Origin of the sequence: Pusillimonas caeni, from assembly GCF_003545815.1 — a bacterium.
GTDB lineage: Bacteria > Pseudomonadota > Gammaproteobacteria > Burkholderiales > Burkholderiaceae_B > Pusillimonas > Pusillimonas caeni.
The window spans coordinates 12,684-26,716 of record NZ_PDUW01000001.1; the positions used below are offsets into that span (position 1 = coordinate 12,684).

General features: G+C 64.7%; 16 protein-coding genes. 10 read left to right on the plus strand and 6 right to left on the minus strand.

Annotated elements, in window-relative coordinates; all coding sequences use genetic code 11:
- Positions 1-49 precede the first annotated feature (49 nt).
- The 8 genes from ybgC to CSC67_RS00110 all read left to right on the plus strand — a co-directional run bounded on the left by ybgC (position 50) and on the right by CSC67_RS00110 (position 6,467).
- Complete coding sequence (gene ybgC / locus CSC67_RS00075; protein WP_118992488.1) at positions 50-475, plus strand: tol-pal system-associated acyl-CoA thioesterase; 426 nt, start codon at positions 50-52, stop codon at positions 473-475.
- Between the two features lie 2 nt (positions 476-477).
- Positions 478-1,158, plus strand: coding sequence for a protein TolQ (gene tolQ / locus CSC67_RS00080; RefSeq protein ID WP_118992489.1), 681 nt, complete (start codon positions 478-480; stop codon positions 1,156-1,158).
- Positions 1,158-1,607 (plus strand): protein TolR, encoded by a 450-nt coding sequence (gene tolR / locus CSC67_RS00085; RefSeq protein WP_118992490.1) that lies wholly within the window; start codon positions 1,158-1,160, stop codon positions 1,605-1,607. The genes tolQ and tolR overlap by 1 nt, the downstream gene beginning before the upstream one ends.
- Positions 1,604-2,878, plus strand: coding sequence for a cell envelope integrity protein TolA (gene tolA / locus CSC67_RS00090; protein ID WP_118992491.1), 1,275 nt, complete (start codon positions 1,604-1,606; stop codon positions 2,876-2,878). Before tolR ends, tolA begins: the two co-directional genes overlap by 4 nt.
- Positions 2,879-2,921: 43 nt before the next feature.
- Positions 2,922-4,202, plus strand: a complete 1,281-nt coding sequence (gene tolB / locus CSC67_RS00095) for a Tol-Pal system beta propeller repeat protein TolB (protein ID WP_425337620.1) — start codon at positions 2,922-2,924, stop codon at positions 4,200-4,202.
- 31 nt (positions 4,203-4,233) lie between these two features.
- On the plus strand, positions 4,234-4,734 hold the full coding sequence (gene pal / locus CSC67_RS00100) for a peptidoglycan-associated lipoprotein Pal (protein ID WP_118992493.1): 501 nt from the start codon (positions 4,234-4,236) through the stop codon (positions 4,732-4,734).
- Positions 4,735-4,863: 129 nt separating this feature from the next.
- Positions 4,864-5,535 (plus strand): tol-pal system protein YbgF, encoded by a 672-nt coding sequence (ybgF, locus tag CSC67_RS00105; RefSeq protein ID WP_425337621.1) that lies wholly within the window; start codon positions 4,864-4,866, stop codon positions 5,533-5,535.
- Between the two features lie 107 nt (positions 5,536-5,642).
- On the plus strand, positions 5,643-6,467 hold the full coding sequence (locus tag CSC67_RS00110; RefSeq protein WP_118992495.1) for an alpha/beta fold hydrolase: 825 nt from the start codon (positions 5,643-5,645) through the stop codon (positions 6,465-6,467).
- On the opposite strand, the gene CSC67_RS00115 is transcribed toward CSC67_RS00110, so the two are convergent.
- On the minus strand, positions 6,468-7,025 hold the full coding sequence (locus CSC67_RS00115; protein ID WP_118992496.1) for a copper chaperone PCu(A)C: 558 nt from the start codon (positions 7,023-7,025) through the stop codon (positions 6,468-6,470).
- 110 nt (positions 7,026-7,135) lie between these two features.
- On the opposite strand from CSC67_RS00115, the gene CSC67_RS00120 reads away from it, so the two are divergent.
- Positions 7,136-8,809 (plus strand): methyl-accepting chemotaxis protein, encoded by a 1,674-nt coding sequence (locus tag CSC67_RS00120; RefSeq protein WP_118992497.1) that lies wholly within the window; start codon positions 7,136-7,138, stop codon positions 8,807-8,809.
- Between the two features lie 111 nt (positions 8,810-8,920).
- The gene (epsC, locus tag CSC67_RS00125; protein WP_118992498.1) at positions 8,921-9,844 is read left to right on the plus strand and encodes a serine O-acetyltransferase EpsC; all 924 of its coding nucleotides are present in this window, start codon (positions 8,921-8,923) and stop codon (positions 9,842-9,844) included.
- 1 nt (position 9,845) lies between these two features.
- Here epsC and CSC67_RS00130 read toward each other — a convergent pair whose 3' ends face one another.
- The 5 genes from CSC67_RS00130 to CSC67_RS00150 all read right to left on the minus strand — a co-directional run bounded on the left by CSC67_RS00130 (position 9,846) and on the right by CSC67_RS00150 (position 14,027).
- Entirely contained in the window at positions 9,846-10,601 is a 756-nt protein-coding gene (locus CSC67_RS00130) for a TorF family putative porin (RefSeq protein ID WP_118992499.1), read from the minus strand.
- A gap of 268 nt (positions 10,602-10,869) precedes the next feature.
- Positions 10,870-11,514, minus strand: coding sequence for a class I SAM-dependent methyltransferase (locus tag CSC67_RS00135; RefSeq protein WP_118992500.1), 645 nt, complete (start codon positions 11,512-11,514; stop codon positions 10,870-10,872).
- Between the two features lie 11 nt (positions 11,515-11,525).
- Positions 11,526-11,732 carry a dodecin gene (locus CSC67_RS00140; RefSeq protein ID WP_118992501.1) on the minus strand — a complete coding sequence of 69 codons (207 nt, stop codon included), beginning with the start codon at positions 11,730-11,732 and terminating at the stop codon, positions 11,526-11,528.
- Positions 11,733-11,815: 83 nt separating this feature from the next.
- Positions 11,816-12,967, minus strand: a complete 1,152-nt coding sequence (locus tag CSC67_RS00145; protein WP_245220072.1) for a DUF1513 domain-containing protein — start codon at positions 12,965-12,967, stop codon at positions 11,816-11,818.
- Positions 12,948-14,027, minus strand: a complete 1,080-nt coding sequence (locus CSC67_RS00150; RefSeq protein ID WP_118992502.1) for an imelysin family protein — start codon at positions 14,025-14,027, stop codon at positions 12,948-12,950. Before CSC67_RS00150 ends, CSC67_RS00145 begins: the two co-directional genes overlap by 20 nt.
- Between the last annotated feature and the right edge of the window lie 6 nt (positions 14,028-14,033).

Here is a 14,033-nt window from a genome sequence, read left to right on the forward strand (position 1 = left end):
GCGACGGGCCGGCCGCGCCGCCGGCCCTGTCACACTGCCTAACGAACCCATGTCAACAGAAACACCCGGTTCCTTGTCCACCCTGGATATTCGCGTATATTACGAAGACACCGATGCTGCGGGCGTCGTGTTCTACGCCAACTATCTCAAGTTTTTCGAAAGAGGCCGTACCGAGTGGCTGCGCCGTCTGGGTGTGAACCAAAGCGAACTTGCCGCGCGCGACCAACGCATGTTCGTGGTCAAAAGCGCTCAACTGCAATACGTCAAGCCGGCGCGCTTCGACGACCTGCTGACCATCCACAGCCGCATTACCCGGCTCGGCCGGGCCTCGATCGACTTTGCCCAGGTTGCAAGCACACGTGGTGAAACCCTGTGCGAAAGCACGGTGGAAGTATGCTGCGTGGACACGCGCACCTTCCGGCCGGCCGGTCTTCCACCATCCCTCAGAACCCTACTCCAAAAGGTCCAGGACTAACCATGCAAGCCCCCACCAGCGACATGTCGTTGCTCTCCTTATTGATAGACGCCAGCTTCCCCGTACAGCTGGTGATGCTGATTCTGGTGGTCATCTCCGTCCTTTCATGGGCGTACATCTTTGCCAAGCGGGCGGCGCTCAAGCGCGCCCACGCGCAGACCCGCCGCTTCGAGGACGACTTCTGGGCCGGTGGAGACCTGACGGTGCTGCAGCAGTCCATCGCCGGACGCCGCGCCGAGCACGGCGCCCTGGCCCGCATCTTCGACGCGGGCATGACTGAATTCCTGAAGGCGCGCCGCAGCGCGACCGGCTCGGGCGAAGCCATGCTCGACGGCCCGCGCCGCGCCATGCGCGCCACCTATCAGCGTGAGATGGACAGCCTCGAATCGCATCTGAACTTCCTCGCGTCCGCCGGATCGGTCAGCCCCTACATCGGCCTGCTGGGCACCGTCTGGGGAATCATGCACGCCTTCATCGGTCTATCGAGCATGCAGCAGGCCACCCTGGCCGCCGTGGCGCCGGGTATCGCCGAGGCGCTGATCGCCACGGCCATCGGCCTGTTCGCGGCGATCCCGGCCGTGGTCGCCTACAACCGCTACACGAACGAAATCGATCGGCTGTCCATCCGTTTCGACAGCTTCATCGATGAATTCCTGAACATCTTGCAACGCCAGGTGCGCTGATGCCTTCCATACGTGGCACTACCGGCCGCTCGGGCCGCCGCTTGAAGAACGAGATCAACGTCGTGCCCTACATCGACGTCATGCTCGTGCTGCTCGTGATCTTCATGGTCACGGCGCCCATGATCACGCCGGGACTCATCGACCTGCCCACGGTCGGCCAGGCCAGCGAGGTGCCGGTCGAGCCGGTCGAGGTTCAGATCGAACAAGACGGGTCCATGTCGGTGCGCACGCGCCGCGCCGGCGAAGAGTTCCAGAAGATCGCGCCCGAACAGCTGGTCAGCGAACTCCAGTCGCGCATCACGCCCGAGACGCCGGTCGTGCTTGCGGCCGATGGCAAGGTTCCCTATGAAACCGTCATGAAGGCCATGGATCAATTGCGCTCCAACGGCATCACCCGGCTGGGCTTGCTGGTCGACCAGAGCGCCGCCCCCGACGACCAGAAACGATGACGCAACCCTTTCCTCCGAAGCCAAGGGCCGGCTCCGGGAAGCATCCCCATCGCTCGGCCCAGCGACCGGCACGCACGCCCGAGCAGGAAGACGAGCGGCGTGGCCTGGCCTATGCGCTGGTCGCTCACGCCGCGATCGCGGCCGTCATGCTGGTCGGCTTCCTGACGACCTCGCCCAGCAATCCCAACCCGGTGCAGATCGAGCTCTGGGCCGAAGGCGACACACTGGCGGCGGCCGAGCCGGAAGACCAGCCCGATACGCCCGAGCAGTCCCAGCCCCAGGAGCAGCCGCCCGAACCCCGGCCAGAGCCCGAACCGCAGCCTGCGCCTCAGCCCGAACCACAGCCGCAACCGGAACCGCCTCCCGCGCCCAAACCGCCGCAAGCCGAACCTCCGCCTCCTCCCGAGGTCGATCCCGACATCGCGCTCGAAAAGGCTCGCGAAGAAAAGAGAAAACGCGAAGAGGAAGAGCGCCGCATCGCCGAACAGAAGGCCGCAGCGGAAAAAGCGGCGGCTGAAAAAGCCGCGGCAGAGAAAGCCGCTGCAGAGAAGGCGGCCGCCGAGAAGGCCGCGGCGCAGAAAGCCGCCGCTGAAAAAGCCGCCGCAGAAAAAGCCGCTGCAGAGAAAGCGGCCGCTGAGAAAGCCGCGGCTGAAAAGGCCGCCGCCGAGAAGAAGGCTGCCGAGAAAGCCGCCGCCGAAAAGGCGGCCGCTGAAAAAGCCGCTGCCGAGAAGGCCGCGGCTGAAAAAGCGGCCGCTGCGAAGGCCGCCGCCGAAAAGAAGGCGGCCGCGGAGAAAGCTGCCGCTGAAAAGGCCGCGGCCGAGAAAGCCGCTGCCGAGAAAGCGGCCGCCGCCAAGAAGGCAGCCGCCGAGAAAAAGGCGAAGGAAGAACAGGCCAAGCGCGACGCCATACGCGCGGCGATGCGGGGCGACGCCCTGGGCGCCGCGGGCATCTCCGGAGGCACCGCCGACCGCAATCAGTCCGGCGGCGGAGGCACGGATTCGGGCTACGCCGCCCTGGTGCGCAAATGCATCCGGGATGGCGTCGTCTACCCCACTCCGCCTCGCAGCGGCGGCAACCCGACAGTACAATATAGAGCCAATCTGGACAGCAGTGGACACGTGACCGGGGTCCGCATATTGCGCTCGTCCGGCATTCCCGCCTTCGACCGCGCCGTCGAATCGGGGATCCGGGGCTGCAATCCCTTCCCCAAACCGCCCACGGGCAAGTATCCCTCGTATGTCGACGGGAACTACCTGATGTATGACCAATAGGAGATAAGCCGACATGACCACCGTCATCCCCGCAATCAAGACCATGCATCGCTCATGGCGGGCTTGCCTGTTCGGCCTGCTGCTGCTTGCGCTCGGCATGTTCGCCGCCGGCACGGCCCATGCGCAGCTTCGCGTCGACATCTCCGGCGTTGGGGCCACCCAGTATCCCATCGCCATCGCCGACTTCTCGGGCGACCCCAAGGGCCAGCTCATCAGCGAAGTCATCCGGGCCGACCTGACCCGCTCGGGCCAGTTCCGCCTGATCAACGCCACAGGAACAGCGCTGGACGCCGAAAGCACGGTCGACCACGAAAGCTGGCACGGCCGGGGCGCCGACTACATCGCCTACGGTTCGGTCTCTCAGGCGGGCGGCCAGTACACGGTCAGCTACCGCCTTGCCAACGTCATCCACAAAAGCCAGATGGACGGCGTAGCGTTCAACGGCTCCGAAAAAGAACTGCGCCGCATTGCCCACCAGATCGCGGACCGCATCTACGAAAAAATCACCGGTGTGCGCGGCGTCTTCTCCACCCGCCTCGCCTATGTCGTGCAGAAAAACAACACGCACGAGTTACAAATTGCAGATGCCGACGGCCAGAACCCCCAGGTCATGCTGCGTTCCAAGCATTCCATCATCTCGCCGGCCTGGTCGCCCGACGGCTCCAAGCTTGCCTACGTCAGCTTCGAATCGGGCAAGCCCGTGGTGTACGTTCAAACGCTTTCCACCGGAGAACGCTTCCCCATCGCCAACTTCAAGGGCAATAACAGTGCGCCGGCCTGGTCTCCCGACGGACAGCAGCTTGCCATCACGCTGTCGCGCGACGGAATCGCCCAGATCTACACCATCAACGCCGATGGCTCGGGCCTGCGCCGCGTGATGCGCTCGCCGCTCATCGATACCGAGCCCTTCTATACGCCCGACGGCAGCGGGCTGGTCTTCACCAGCGACCGCAGCGGCAGCCCGCAAATCTACCGCGTGCCCGTCTCGGGCGGCAACGCAAGCCGCATCACCTTCAACGGCAGTTACAACATTTCACCGGCCCTCTCGCCAGATGCAAAAGAACTGGTGTACGTTACAAGAAGGGATGGCGCATTTCGTATCGGCCTGCAAAACATGGGCACCGGCGCTGAACAGCTACTGACGGATGGTCCCGATGACGAGTCGCCCAGTTTCGCGCCAAACGGAATGCAAATCCTATATAGTTCCATACAAGGTGGACGTAGCGTCCTGGCCGTAGTATCCACAGATGGTCGGGTGCGTCAGACGCTGTCGACCCTGGACGGCAAGGTACGCGAACCCACCTGGGGACCATTTACCAACTAGTTTTTCGTGACTCTTTCTAAAAGGAACTCAAATGAGATCGCGCATCGTAAAAAGCCTCAGCATTGCCGCATTTGCCGCCTCCCTGGCAGCTTGCAGCTCTGTGCCTCTGGACGAATCCCAGTCCGGCAGCGGTGCCGGCACGGGTGCCGGCACCTCCACAGGCCAGGTCATGGACCCCTTCAATCCCCAAAGCCCCCTGGCGCAGCAGCGCTCGGTTTACTTCGAGTTCGACAGCTACGTGGTTCCTGACCAGTATCGCAACGTGGTCGAAATGCATTCGTCCTACCTGTCCAACAACGGCCAGCAGCGCATCGTCATCGAGGGCAACACCGACGCCCGCGGCGGCGCGGAATACAACCTGGCTCTGGGCCAGCGCCGCTCCGACGCCGTCGCCCGCATGATGACCCTGATGGGCGTCCGCACCGACCAGATCGAAACCATCAGCTTCGGTAAAGAGCGCCCCAAGGCGAACGGCAACACCGAAGCCGATTATGCTGAAAACCGGCGTGCAGACATCGTCTATCAGCGTTAATCTACGGTCTTGAGTCACTGCAGCGCCGCGGCGGCTTTCCGCCGCGGCGTTTTGTTTACTCCAACACATTATTGTCAGCTTGCCGCATTGCCGCGGCGCCGGAGCTTCCCGATGCGCAGATTCGTTTCCATGCCCCGTCACCTGCTATTGGCCACCGCCGTCACGTTCTCGACGGTCTTCATGCTGCCCGCCCATGCCTTCGCCGATGATGAGGCTCGCCGGGCCATACTCGAACTGCGCCAGCAGGTGCGGCAGATGCACGAACAGAACCAGCAGGCGCGCTTCCTGCTCGCCGACCAGATCGAGACCATGCAGCACGAACTCGCCGACATGCGCGGCCAGCTGGAGCGCATGCGTTTCGAGCTCGACATCAACAAACGCGCCAGCCAGGATCAATCCGGCGGCAGCTCGATCCAGGTCAGCAACCCGCAAGAGCAGGCGGCATTCGACAACGCCATGGGGCTGTTCCGCAGCGGCAAGTACAAAGAGGCCGCGCAAGGCCTCACGGGCTTCCTCAGCGACTACCCCAACAGCCAACTGGGCTCCGAAGCCAAGTTCTATCTCGGAAGCAGCCAGTACGCGACCAAGGATTTCAAGGGCTCCATCACCCAGCTGCAGCGGCTGGCCCAAGAAGCGCCCAACGACCCCCGGGCCCCCGACGCCCTGCTCATCGTCGCAGCCAGCAAAATAGAGCTCAACGACATGGCCGGCGCCAAAAGCAGCCTGCAGCAGATCGTGCGCGACTATCCGCAAAGCTCGGCCGCCGACACCGCCAAGAATCGGCTGGAACTGCTGCAATAACACCGAACACAGGCTGAGCGGCGCGGGGCCGAAATACGGTTCGCGCCGCATTGCGCATTCCGCTCGGCCGTCTGAAGCCGAAACGGGAGCCTCCCGCTTCATATCCCATGCTCGAACCCCTTACCCACGGCGCCTTGCGGTCCATCGATGCCTGCGGCAGTCCTCTCAGCTATGTGGAGTCCGGTGACGGTCCGGTCTTGCTGCTGGTCCACGGCTCGCTATGCGACCTGCGCTATTGGCGCTGGCAGATCCCGGCGCTTGGCCGGCACTTTCGCGTCATCGCGCCCAGCTTGCGGGGCTACTGGCCCCATGCTTTCGAACAGGCCGACCCTACGTTCAACCTCGTCCAGCATGCGGCCGACCTGGAGCAGCTCATCGACGCGGTGGCGGGCCGGCCCGTCCACCTGCTGGGCCATTCACGCGGCGCACGTGTGGCCCTGGAGCTTGCCGCGCGGACGCCCGGCAGAATCGCGTCGTTGATTCTTGCCGATCCGGGCCTGCAAACCGTGCCGTCCGCCGCTGCCATGGCATTCCAGAGGCAGGCAGTGGACCGCCTGGCCATGGGCGACGTCGAAGGCGCGCTGGAGGGCTTCATCGACACGGTCAACGGCGCCGATACATGGCGCCGGATGACGGGCTGGTTCAAGGAAATGGTGCGCGACAACGCGGCCACCCTGTTCTCTCAGGCGGCCGAGCAGGGAGCCGTTTTTGAAACCTCGCGCATCCAGCCGCTGCGATGCCCGGTCCTGCTGCTGGGCGGCGAACACAGCCCGCCGCGCTTTGCGCGCGCCATGGACTCGCTTCAGGCGGTGCTGACGCAGGCCGAGCGCGACGTCATTCCCATGGCGTCGCACGGCATGAACCTGGGCAACGCCCGTGCCTTCAACGCCCGCGTGGAGCGTTTCGTGCTTCGCGCCCACGCGCAGCCCTGACTATTTTGCGAGCGTATTGGCGGGCTTGACTTCGCAGTCGGCCTGGGCCTTTTCGCCGGACGCGAGAAGGAACTGCATGGGCACCGTATCGCCCACCTTGATCTCCCCGGAAGGCTTCTCGAGCATGATGTGATAGCCACCCGGCTTGAACTCCAGCTTTTGCCCAGCGGGTATCTCGACGCCCTGCACGTGCGACATGCGGCTCATGCCGTCGGTATGGGTGGTCTGGTGCAGCATGACGTGCCCGTAGCTTGCCGAGGCGGCCCCGGCGAGGGTGGCTGTTTCGGCGCCCTTGTTCGCCGCGATGAAGTATCCGGCCGAAGGAGCCGGCGAGGGCAAAAGGCGGATCCAGCAATCGCTGACGGCGACCGAGGCCGAAACCGGCATGGCGGCCATGGCGTCGGGCGAAGGCATGGCCTGCGCGCCGTGGCCTGCATGGGCATGTGCGGCATGGTCGCCTTGCGCATGGCCTTGATGGTCGCCGTGCGCATGAGCGAAGGACGGGCCCGCGGCCACCGCGCCGAACAAAGCCAATCCGACGGCAAATGCATGTTTCATGTTGACTCCAGGTGGTTGAACGATTTGGCCTTGAGTTTACCTCGAACTAAATTCGTTCCCTTGCGCGCCGTTAACTACGTTTCCAAGTACAAATATGAAACGGAGCGACTATGCGTTGGATCAGCAGCACGACAGTCAGGTTTCGACTGGTCGGCGGATTCCTCATCGTGGCGGCGATCGCGGCCGTCATCGGGGCCTTGGGCATTCTTTCGACCCAACGCATGAACGAGATGGCCCATCGCATGTACGAACGCGAGCTGCTGGGCGTGGTGTCGGCCGCCGAGGCCAACCTGCACATCGTCGCAGCCGGCCGCGCCCTGCGCAGCACGCTGCTGGCGCCCGACGCCGACGTGCACGTGGCCGAATACTACGCCATGGAATCGCGTTTCGACTCGCTGACCTTCGAACTGAAGAAGCTCGAAAGCATGTTCGATTCGGAACGGGCTCAGAAATCGATCAAGGACGCCCTCGACGCGGTCGCGGCATATGAAAAGGCCGTCAAATCATTGATCACGCAGAACCGCGCCGATCTGCCCAGCCAGGAGATCGTCACCGAACGGCTCTTCAATGAGATCCGCTCGCTGGGCGACACCGCCGAAATCCTGGTCAGCCTGCTTACCCTGGAGAAACAGAACATCGCCCAGGAATATGCCAAGGAAATAGCGGACATCTACCGCAGCACCCTCTACAGCATGCTCGCCCTGACGCTGGGCGGCGCCCTGCTCGCCATTCTGCTGGGCTGGCTCATCACCCGCTGGCTGACCCGCCAGCTGGGAGGCGAGCCGCGCGACGTCGCGCGCATAGCCAGCGCCATCGCTCAAGGCGACCTCACCAGCCATATCGATACCCGCCGGGCCAAGGACGGCAGCATCGTGTCGGCGATGAGCCGCATGCAGGAATCGCTGCGCAAAGTGGTGGCCGCCGTGCGCGGCAGCAGCGACCATATCGCAACCGGCTCCGGCCAGATCGCCGTCGGGAACGCCGATCTGTCGCAGCGCACCGAGGAACAGGCCGCCAACCTCACCGAAACCGCCGCCGCCATGGAGGAGCTTTCCAGCACCGTGAAGAACAATGCCGACGTCGCCCAGCAGGCGGCCGGCATGGCCGCCGCGGCCAGCGTCTCGGCCACCAAGGGGGGCGAAGTGGTGAACGGCGTGGTGTCGACCATGAGCGAAATCAACGCCTCGTCGCAGAAGGTAGTGGACATTATCGGGGTCATCGACACCATTGCCTTCCAGACCAATATCCTGGCCTTGAACGCCGCGGTCGAAGCCGCCCGCGCCGGCGAACAGGGGCGCGGATTCGCCGTCGTCGCCAGCGAAGTGCGCAGCCTGGCGCAGAAATGCGCCTCGGCCGCCAAGGACGTCAAGCTGCTCATCGACGACAGCGCGCAGAAGGTGGATGCCGGCAGCCGAATGGTCGATGCGGCCGGGGCGGCCATGTCCGACATCGTCGCCCAGGTCAAGCGCGTCACCGATCTGATCAACGAGATCAGCGCCGCAACGGTCGAGCAGACTTCCGGCCTGAACCAGATCAACGACGCAGTCGCCCAGTTGAGCGACGTCACGCAGCAGAACGCCGCATTGGTCGAGCAGTCCGCCGCGGCGGCCGACAGCTTGCGCGATCAGGCGCGCCAGTTGGTGGACGTCGTCAGCGTATTCAATCTGGGCCAGCAAGCCGATGATATTGCCGTCCCCGAACTGGATCCGGACCCGGCGCCGGCGCCCGCCCGCCGCCTGTCGGCGGCTACGAGCGCCGCCGCCGAGGAGTGGGACGAGTTCTGAGGCGCCGTGCCTTGGGCATGGGCGGTCCTGACCCTCTATTCCACGTAGAGAACGGACGATTGGGTGGTAACATTTAAAGTTGTTCCGTCATCTTCATCGAGCAGCGTTTCCATGGCCGTCTTCGACATCGATCCCATCGTCAAGTCTCTTCATGCCATTCGCCAGGACTGGCGCGATTCGCAAAGGCGTCCGCGCGAACCCGACGGGCGCGAGTTTCCATCGCGCGAAGCGGTGGCCCAGGCCATGAACGACCTGAAGGGCGCTCTGTTTCCGATGCGCCTGGGGCCTACCGACCTGCGCCACGAAAGCGAAGACTACTACGTCGGCTATACGCTCGAATCGGCCCTGCACTCGCTGCTGAACCAGGCGCGCCTGGAACTGCGCTATCTGGCGCGGCACGACGAGGACATCGGCGACTTCGCCATCCAGACGCGCGCCAGCGAGGCCATACGCAACCTGGCCACATCGCTGCCCCGCATACGCAGCCTGCTGGACAGCGACGCCCTGGCCGCCTACCACGGCGACCCCGCCGCGCGCACGGTCGACGAGGTGCTGCTGTGCTATCCCGGCATGGAAGCCATGATCTACCACCGCATCGCGCATCAGCTGTACAGGCAGGGCCTGCCCCTGTTGGCCAGGGTGGCGTCCGAACTGGCCCACGGCCAGACGGGCATCGACATCCACCCCGGCGCGCAGATCGGCGCCAGCTTCTTCATCGACCACGGCACGGGCGTGGTCATCGGCGAAACCACCATCATCGGCGAGCGCGTGCGCATCTACCAGGCGGTCACCCTGGGCGCCAAGCGTTTTCCCACCGACGAGAACGGCTCGCTGCAAAAGGGGCTGCCGCGCCATCCCATCGTCGAAGACGACGTGGTCATCTATGCCGGCGCCACCATACTGGGACGCGTCACCCTGGGCAAAGGCTGCGTCATCGGCGGCAACGTCTGGCTGACGCAGGACGTGCCGGCCGGCAGCTACGTCACCCAGGCCGATTGCACGCCCAGCCGCCAGGACGCCGCCGCCCGCCTCTGACCTAGAACGACTGCGTCAGCGTCAGCATGGCTGCAGCCCTGCCGGTATAGCGACCGCTGCTGTTGGTATAGACGTCCCGGTCGGCATTGGTGTCGACGTAGACCAGGGCCGCGCTGAAGCCTCCCCACGATTTGCTGAGGCCCAGCGACCAGTCCGTATACGAGCCGTCATCGAGATTGCGCACGCGCTGGTAGCCCACATGGCCATCGAGGTTCAGGTCCCACACGCCCGTGGGAATGCTGGCGTTCAACTCATAGTATTGGCTGTTCTTGCTGTCGGGAACGCCGAACAGATTGGTGAGGGCGTGCGAATACTTGAACGTGAGCGGTCCATAGCCCAGTCCAAGAAACAGCTCTGTCGTGTGCGGACGGGTATAGCCGCCCGGATAGTCGCCCGGATAATAGTACTGGAGCACGCCCGTGTCGATCGTGACATCGCCCCACAAAGGACCCGCATACCCGGCGAAGAAATCCATCTCCACCGGCGCCGAGACGTCGGGGTCGGAGTCGCCCAGCCAGCTGATGGTGGAATTCCAGTTGCCGACGTAGAAGCCGCTGGAATGCGTCAGACCGAAGCCACCCTGAACGGCGGGCTTGTTGTTGGTCTGCATCAGGCCGCGGTAGCGATACTGGCTGGCCAGCGATACATTGGCCTCGAACGTGAAGTCCGACATCTCGGCCTCGGCGGCCTGGCCGGACGACGCGACGCAGGCAGCCAGGCCCAGCGCAACGGCCGCCTTGATGGAAGTGGCTTTCATCTTGCATGCTCCTTGTAGAGTGAAAGGGTTGTACCCATCACTCCTTACGCAACATGCATGCCAATTTTATTTTGCGAAGCGGCCGCGGCAGCGCAGCTGTGGGGAAAGCGCAATGCACGGACACGGGGCCGTTCCCATTGCGTGCCGCCGAACCCCGCGGCAAGACGCCCGTTCGCGCCATGTCCGCCGCGGGCAGCCCGACAAGCCCTGGGACAGTGCGTCATGCCTTGCGTTGGTGCAATGCGTGAAAAACGCCCCAAAACAGCGTCTAGGGCAGGCGCGCTTCGGCGTCCTTGCGCCACACACTGGCCAGCCAGGGCTGCCGTTCGCGGGGCAGGCCCGCCGGCCGATAGTAATGCTCGAGTTCGATGAAACCGGCCTGCCCGAGCAGGCCGCGCCAGGACTCCAGGTCGTGGTAGACGCCGTAGCGGGCGCCGTTCCAGCCCTCTTGGTTGGCGCCCCGCGGATTGGAGCTGAACAGCACGCCCGCCGGTTTCAGGCAGGCGTTCAATTGAGCCAGGACGCGCGGTAGTTCGGCGCTGGGCACGTGGAACAGCGAGGCGTTGGCGAACACGCCGTCGAAATGGGCGTCGGGCAGTTCAAGCGTCAGGAAGTCCTGGTGCCAGACTTCGCACCCGGTGGCCTCGCGCGCCATCGCAACGAACTCTTGCGAGCCGTCCAGCCCCACCGGCCGATGCCCGAGCCGCGCGAAGGCGGCCAGATCGCGGCCCGGCCCGCAGCCGAAATCGAGAATGCGAAAAGGGGGTTCGGCATGGATGTGGCGCAACAAGGCGTCGATGTTCTGGCGAACGTCGTGGTCTTGCGTGCCCGCGCGAAAAGCCGCGGCGTTGCGGTTGTAATCGTCCAGCGTCGTGGCCGTAACCTCGTTGGCCGGACGGAATGCCTGCGTCATGCCGGGAAAGCCTACTCCATGGTGAAACCGACTTTGATCGTGACCTGCCAGTGCGCGACTTTGCCATCGACCACGTGGCCCCTGGTTTCGACCACATTGAACCACTGGATGTGGCGCACGGTTTCGCTTGCCTTGGCGATGGCCGTGGAGACCGCGTCTTCGATGCTGGTGGGCGACGAGCCGGTGAGTTCGATCTGCTTGTAGACGTGATTGCTCATGGTTCGCTCCTTGAAGTCGTTGGGGGTTGAACCATGGTAATGCCTTTGGCGACCCGCCACAAGGCAGCCGAATGCCCGCGCCTTCAGACCCTGCGCATGTGGTTGTCCCAGGCCCTGTCCGCCTCTTCAGGCAGAACGAAGCGCAGGTCGACAGTGTTGGCGACAGAGGGCGATGCCCCGCTTGCCGACGCGGCTGGATCGACACCGGCCAGGGCCCCCAGCCCGCTGCTCAGCAAAAAGCCGTCGGATGCCGCCGGCGCAACCCCGCAGCCATCGTCCAGCGCGGTGCGTCCAAGGAAGCGGCCCGAAGCCGCATCCCAGAACACGACGCAATTGCCCACCGGGCTGGACGTCGCGATGATGCGGCCCGATGCATCGGCCGCCACCGAGCCCACGTAGTTGCGCATATCGCGCAAGACCTCTTGCGGCCCCGAAAACAGCTGTATCGCTTCGCCGCGCCGGTGGCGGGCCACCAGCGCCGGCCGATCTCCCGCCGCCCCCATGTACTGGCAGCCCACCCACACCGCGCCCCCAGCGTCCAGCGCCATATGCCGCAAGGAGAGCCGATGCAGTTCCCGGGGCAGAAAGGCCTGCTCGAGCAATTGGCCGCTGCGTGCGTCCACATAGGCAAGCGAGGGCTTCATGGTGTCGAGATTGAGTTCGAGCTTGCCGTAGTCCGGATGGGTGAGAATGCCGCCATTGGCCACGCAAAGCGTGCGTCCGTCGCGCATGAGCACGGCTTCGTGCGGGCCGACGCCGCCGGTGGAGAATTCGCCCAACCGCTTGTAGCCTCCAGCATCCGAAGCATCGTAGATGCCCAGCACGCCGCGTCCCGCCTCGTAATCGTTCTCGGTCGCGAACATCAGGCCGCCGTCCGGCGTATAGACCCCATGGCCGAAGAAATGCCGCCCTTCGGCGAGATCGAGCTCGCGCGGCGGGCTTCGCCCCTGCAAGTCGAAGGCCACCGCAAAAAAGCCCGGCTGGCGCCCGAAGGCGACGGCGCGGCCGCGCCGGGCGTCGATGGCAAAGCTATGGCCGCGATCGGGCAGCGCCACGATATGGCGGTCGTTTCCCGCGGCATCGAAGACGACGGCCTCGTATCGCCTGTTGCGCTTGCGCGCCGCCAGATACAGCGGCGGGCCGGCGTCGCGCGCCATGGCCGGCCCGCCCAGGGGCAAGGCCCCTGCCGCGAGCAGCGCCAGGAAACGGCGCCGGTCAATCCCCATCGAGCGCATTGAAGCCTATCCTTACGCCCAAGGCGGGCGCCACGTGTTGGTCGATGAGATCTTTGGCGTTGTTCAGCAACAGCTTCACGAGCGTCAATCCGCGATGGCCATCTTCATCCGTCCACAGCTTTTCGGTGTCGCCTTTCAGGCCGGCCAGATGATCGGCGGCGCGTTGCAGTTCGCCCTGCACGTTCTGATCTATCCAGTCGGCGCCGGGATAGCGATAGCCGCCCGCCCGGTAGAAAGCGAGCATGCTCCGTGCGGCCGCCTCGAGTGAAGGGGTGGCAAGGTCGCTGCGCCAGAAAGGCGCTTTGCGCGGGCTGGCCTTCTCGGCGTCGGAGCCGAGCGAAGGAGCGAGCTTGACGTCGACCTGGAACTGCAGGCCCGTGGACAAGGCCTTGACGACTTCGGCTGCGACCTCTTGCGGATTGCGATACAGGGGGTTGTCGGGACCGGGGGTGGAAAACCATCGCGCGAATTCCCCATCGGCGCTCCAAAGCTGGTGCAGCTCGCCGCCGACATGCTCGAGGTTTCCCGCCACCGCCGCGGCGTAGGCGCAGGCCACATCCCGATCGCTGCCCTTCTCGGCCAGCAGGCCCTTATCGCGATAAAGCACGTACTCCAAGGCGGGCAAACCCTGCAGCGCCACACTATGCTTGGACAAAGCCTGTGCATCCGGCATCTCGCTTGTCGGCTTGGCCAGCAATCCCTGCACTTGTCTCGTGGTGATGCCGCGCGGATCGGGCCAGAAATAAATGCGCTCGAAACGGTTGGCCTCGACCAGCGGGCCGAAACGCAGGAACTCGATGCCCGACCAGGCCGCCACCAGGTGCCGGAAAGCGGCCGCCGCGTCGTCGAAATTGGCCTGCGGTTCGCCGCAGGCTTTTTGCAGCGCCTCGCGCATATGGCTGGCGGCGTGGTGGAACTCGCGCATCGCCGGCGCGATATAGCCTTGAGCCAGTCGGGCCCCAAGCCCTGAAGCCGGCTCGGATTGCGCCTGGGCGCCGGCCGCACCGGGAACGGCCGAGGCCAGGGCCAGCAACGCCGTCGCCATCCATTGTTTCATCATGTGTAT

Bases quoted from the DNA above. Each gene is read 5' to 3' on its own strand.
- ybgC (WP_118992488.1), top strand. From the start codon at position 50: ATGTCAACAGAAACACCCGGTTCCTTGTCCACCCTGGATATTCGCGTA.
- tolQ (WP_118992489.1), top strand. From the start codon at position 478: ATGCAAGCCCCCACCAGCGACATGTCGTTGCTCTCCTTATTGATAGAC.
- tolR (WP_118992490.1), top strand. From the start codon at position 1,158: ATGCCTTCCATACGTGGCACTACCGGCCGCTCGGGCCGCCGCTTGAAG.
- tolA (WP_118992491.1), top strand. From the start codon at position 1,604: ATGACGCAACCCTTTCCTCCGAAGCCAAGGGCCGGCTCCGGGAAGCAT.
- tolB (WP_425337620.1), top strand. From the start codon at position 2,922: ATGCATCGCTCATGGCGGGCTTGCCTGTTCGGCCTGCTGCTGCTTGCG.
- pal (WP_118992493.1), top strand. From the start codon at position 4,234: ATGAGATCGCGCATCGTAAAAAGCCTCAGCATTGCCGCATTTGCCGCC.
- ybgF (WP_425337621.1), top strand. From the start codon at position 4,864: ATGCCCCGTCACCTGCTATTGGCCACCGCCGTCACGTTCTCGACGGTC.
- CSC67_RS00110 (WP_118992495.1), top strand. From the start codon at position 5,643: ATGCTCGAACCCCTTACCCACGGCGCCTTGCGGTCCATCGATGCCTGC.
- CSC67_RS00115 (WP_118992496.1), bottom strand. From the start codon at position 7,025: ATGAAACATGCATTTGCCGTCGGATTGGCTTTGTTCGGCGCGGTGGCC.
- CSC67_RS00120 (WP_118992497.1), top strand. From the start codon at position 7,136: ATGCGTTGGATCAGCAGCACGACAGTCAGGTTTCGACTGGTCGGCGGA.
- epsC (WP_118992498.1), top strand. From the start codon at position 8,921: ATGGCCGTCTTCGACATCGATCCCATCGTCAAGTCTCTTCATGCCATT.
- CSC67_RS00130 (WP_118992499.1), bottom strand. From the start codon at position 10,601: ATGAAAGCCACTTCCATCAAGGCGGCCGTTGCGCTGGGCCTGGCTGCC.
- CSC67_RS00135 (WP_118992500.1), bottom strand. From the start codon at position 11,514: ATGACGCAGGCATTCCGTCCGGCCAACGAGGTTACGGCCACGACGCTG.
- CSC67_RS00140 (WP_118992501.1), bottom strand. From the start codon at position 11,732: ATGAGCAATCACGTCTACAAGCAGATCGAACTCACCGGCTCGTCGCCC.
- CSC67_RS00145 (WP_245220072.1), bottom strand. From the start codon at position 12,967: ATGCGCTCGATGGGGATTGACCGGCGCCGTTTCCTGGCGCTGCTCGCG.
- CSC67_RS00150 (WP_118992502.1), bottom strand. From the start codon at position 14,027: ATGATGAAACAATGGATGGCGACGGCGTTGCTGGCCCTGGCCTCGGCC.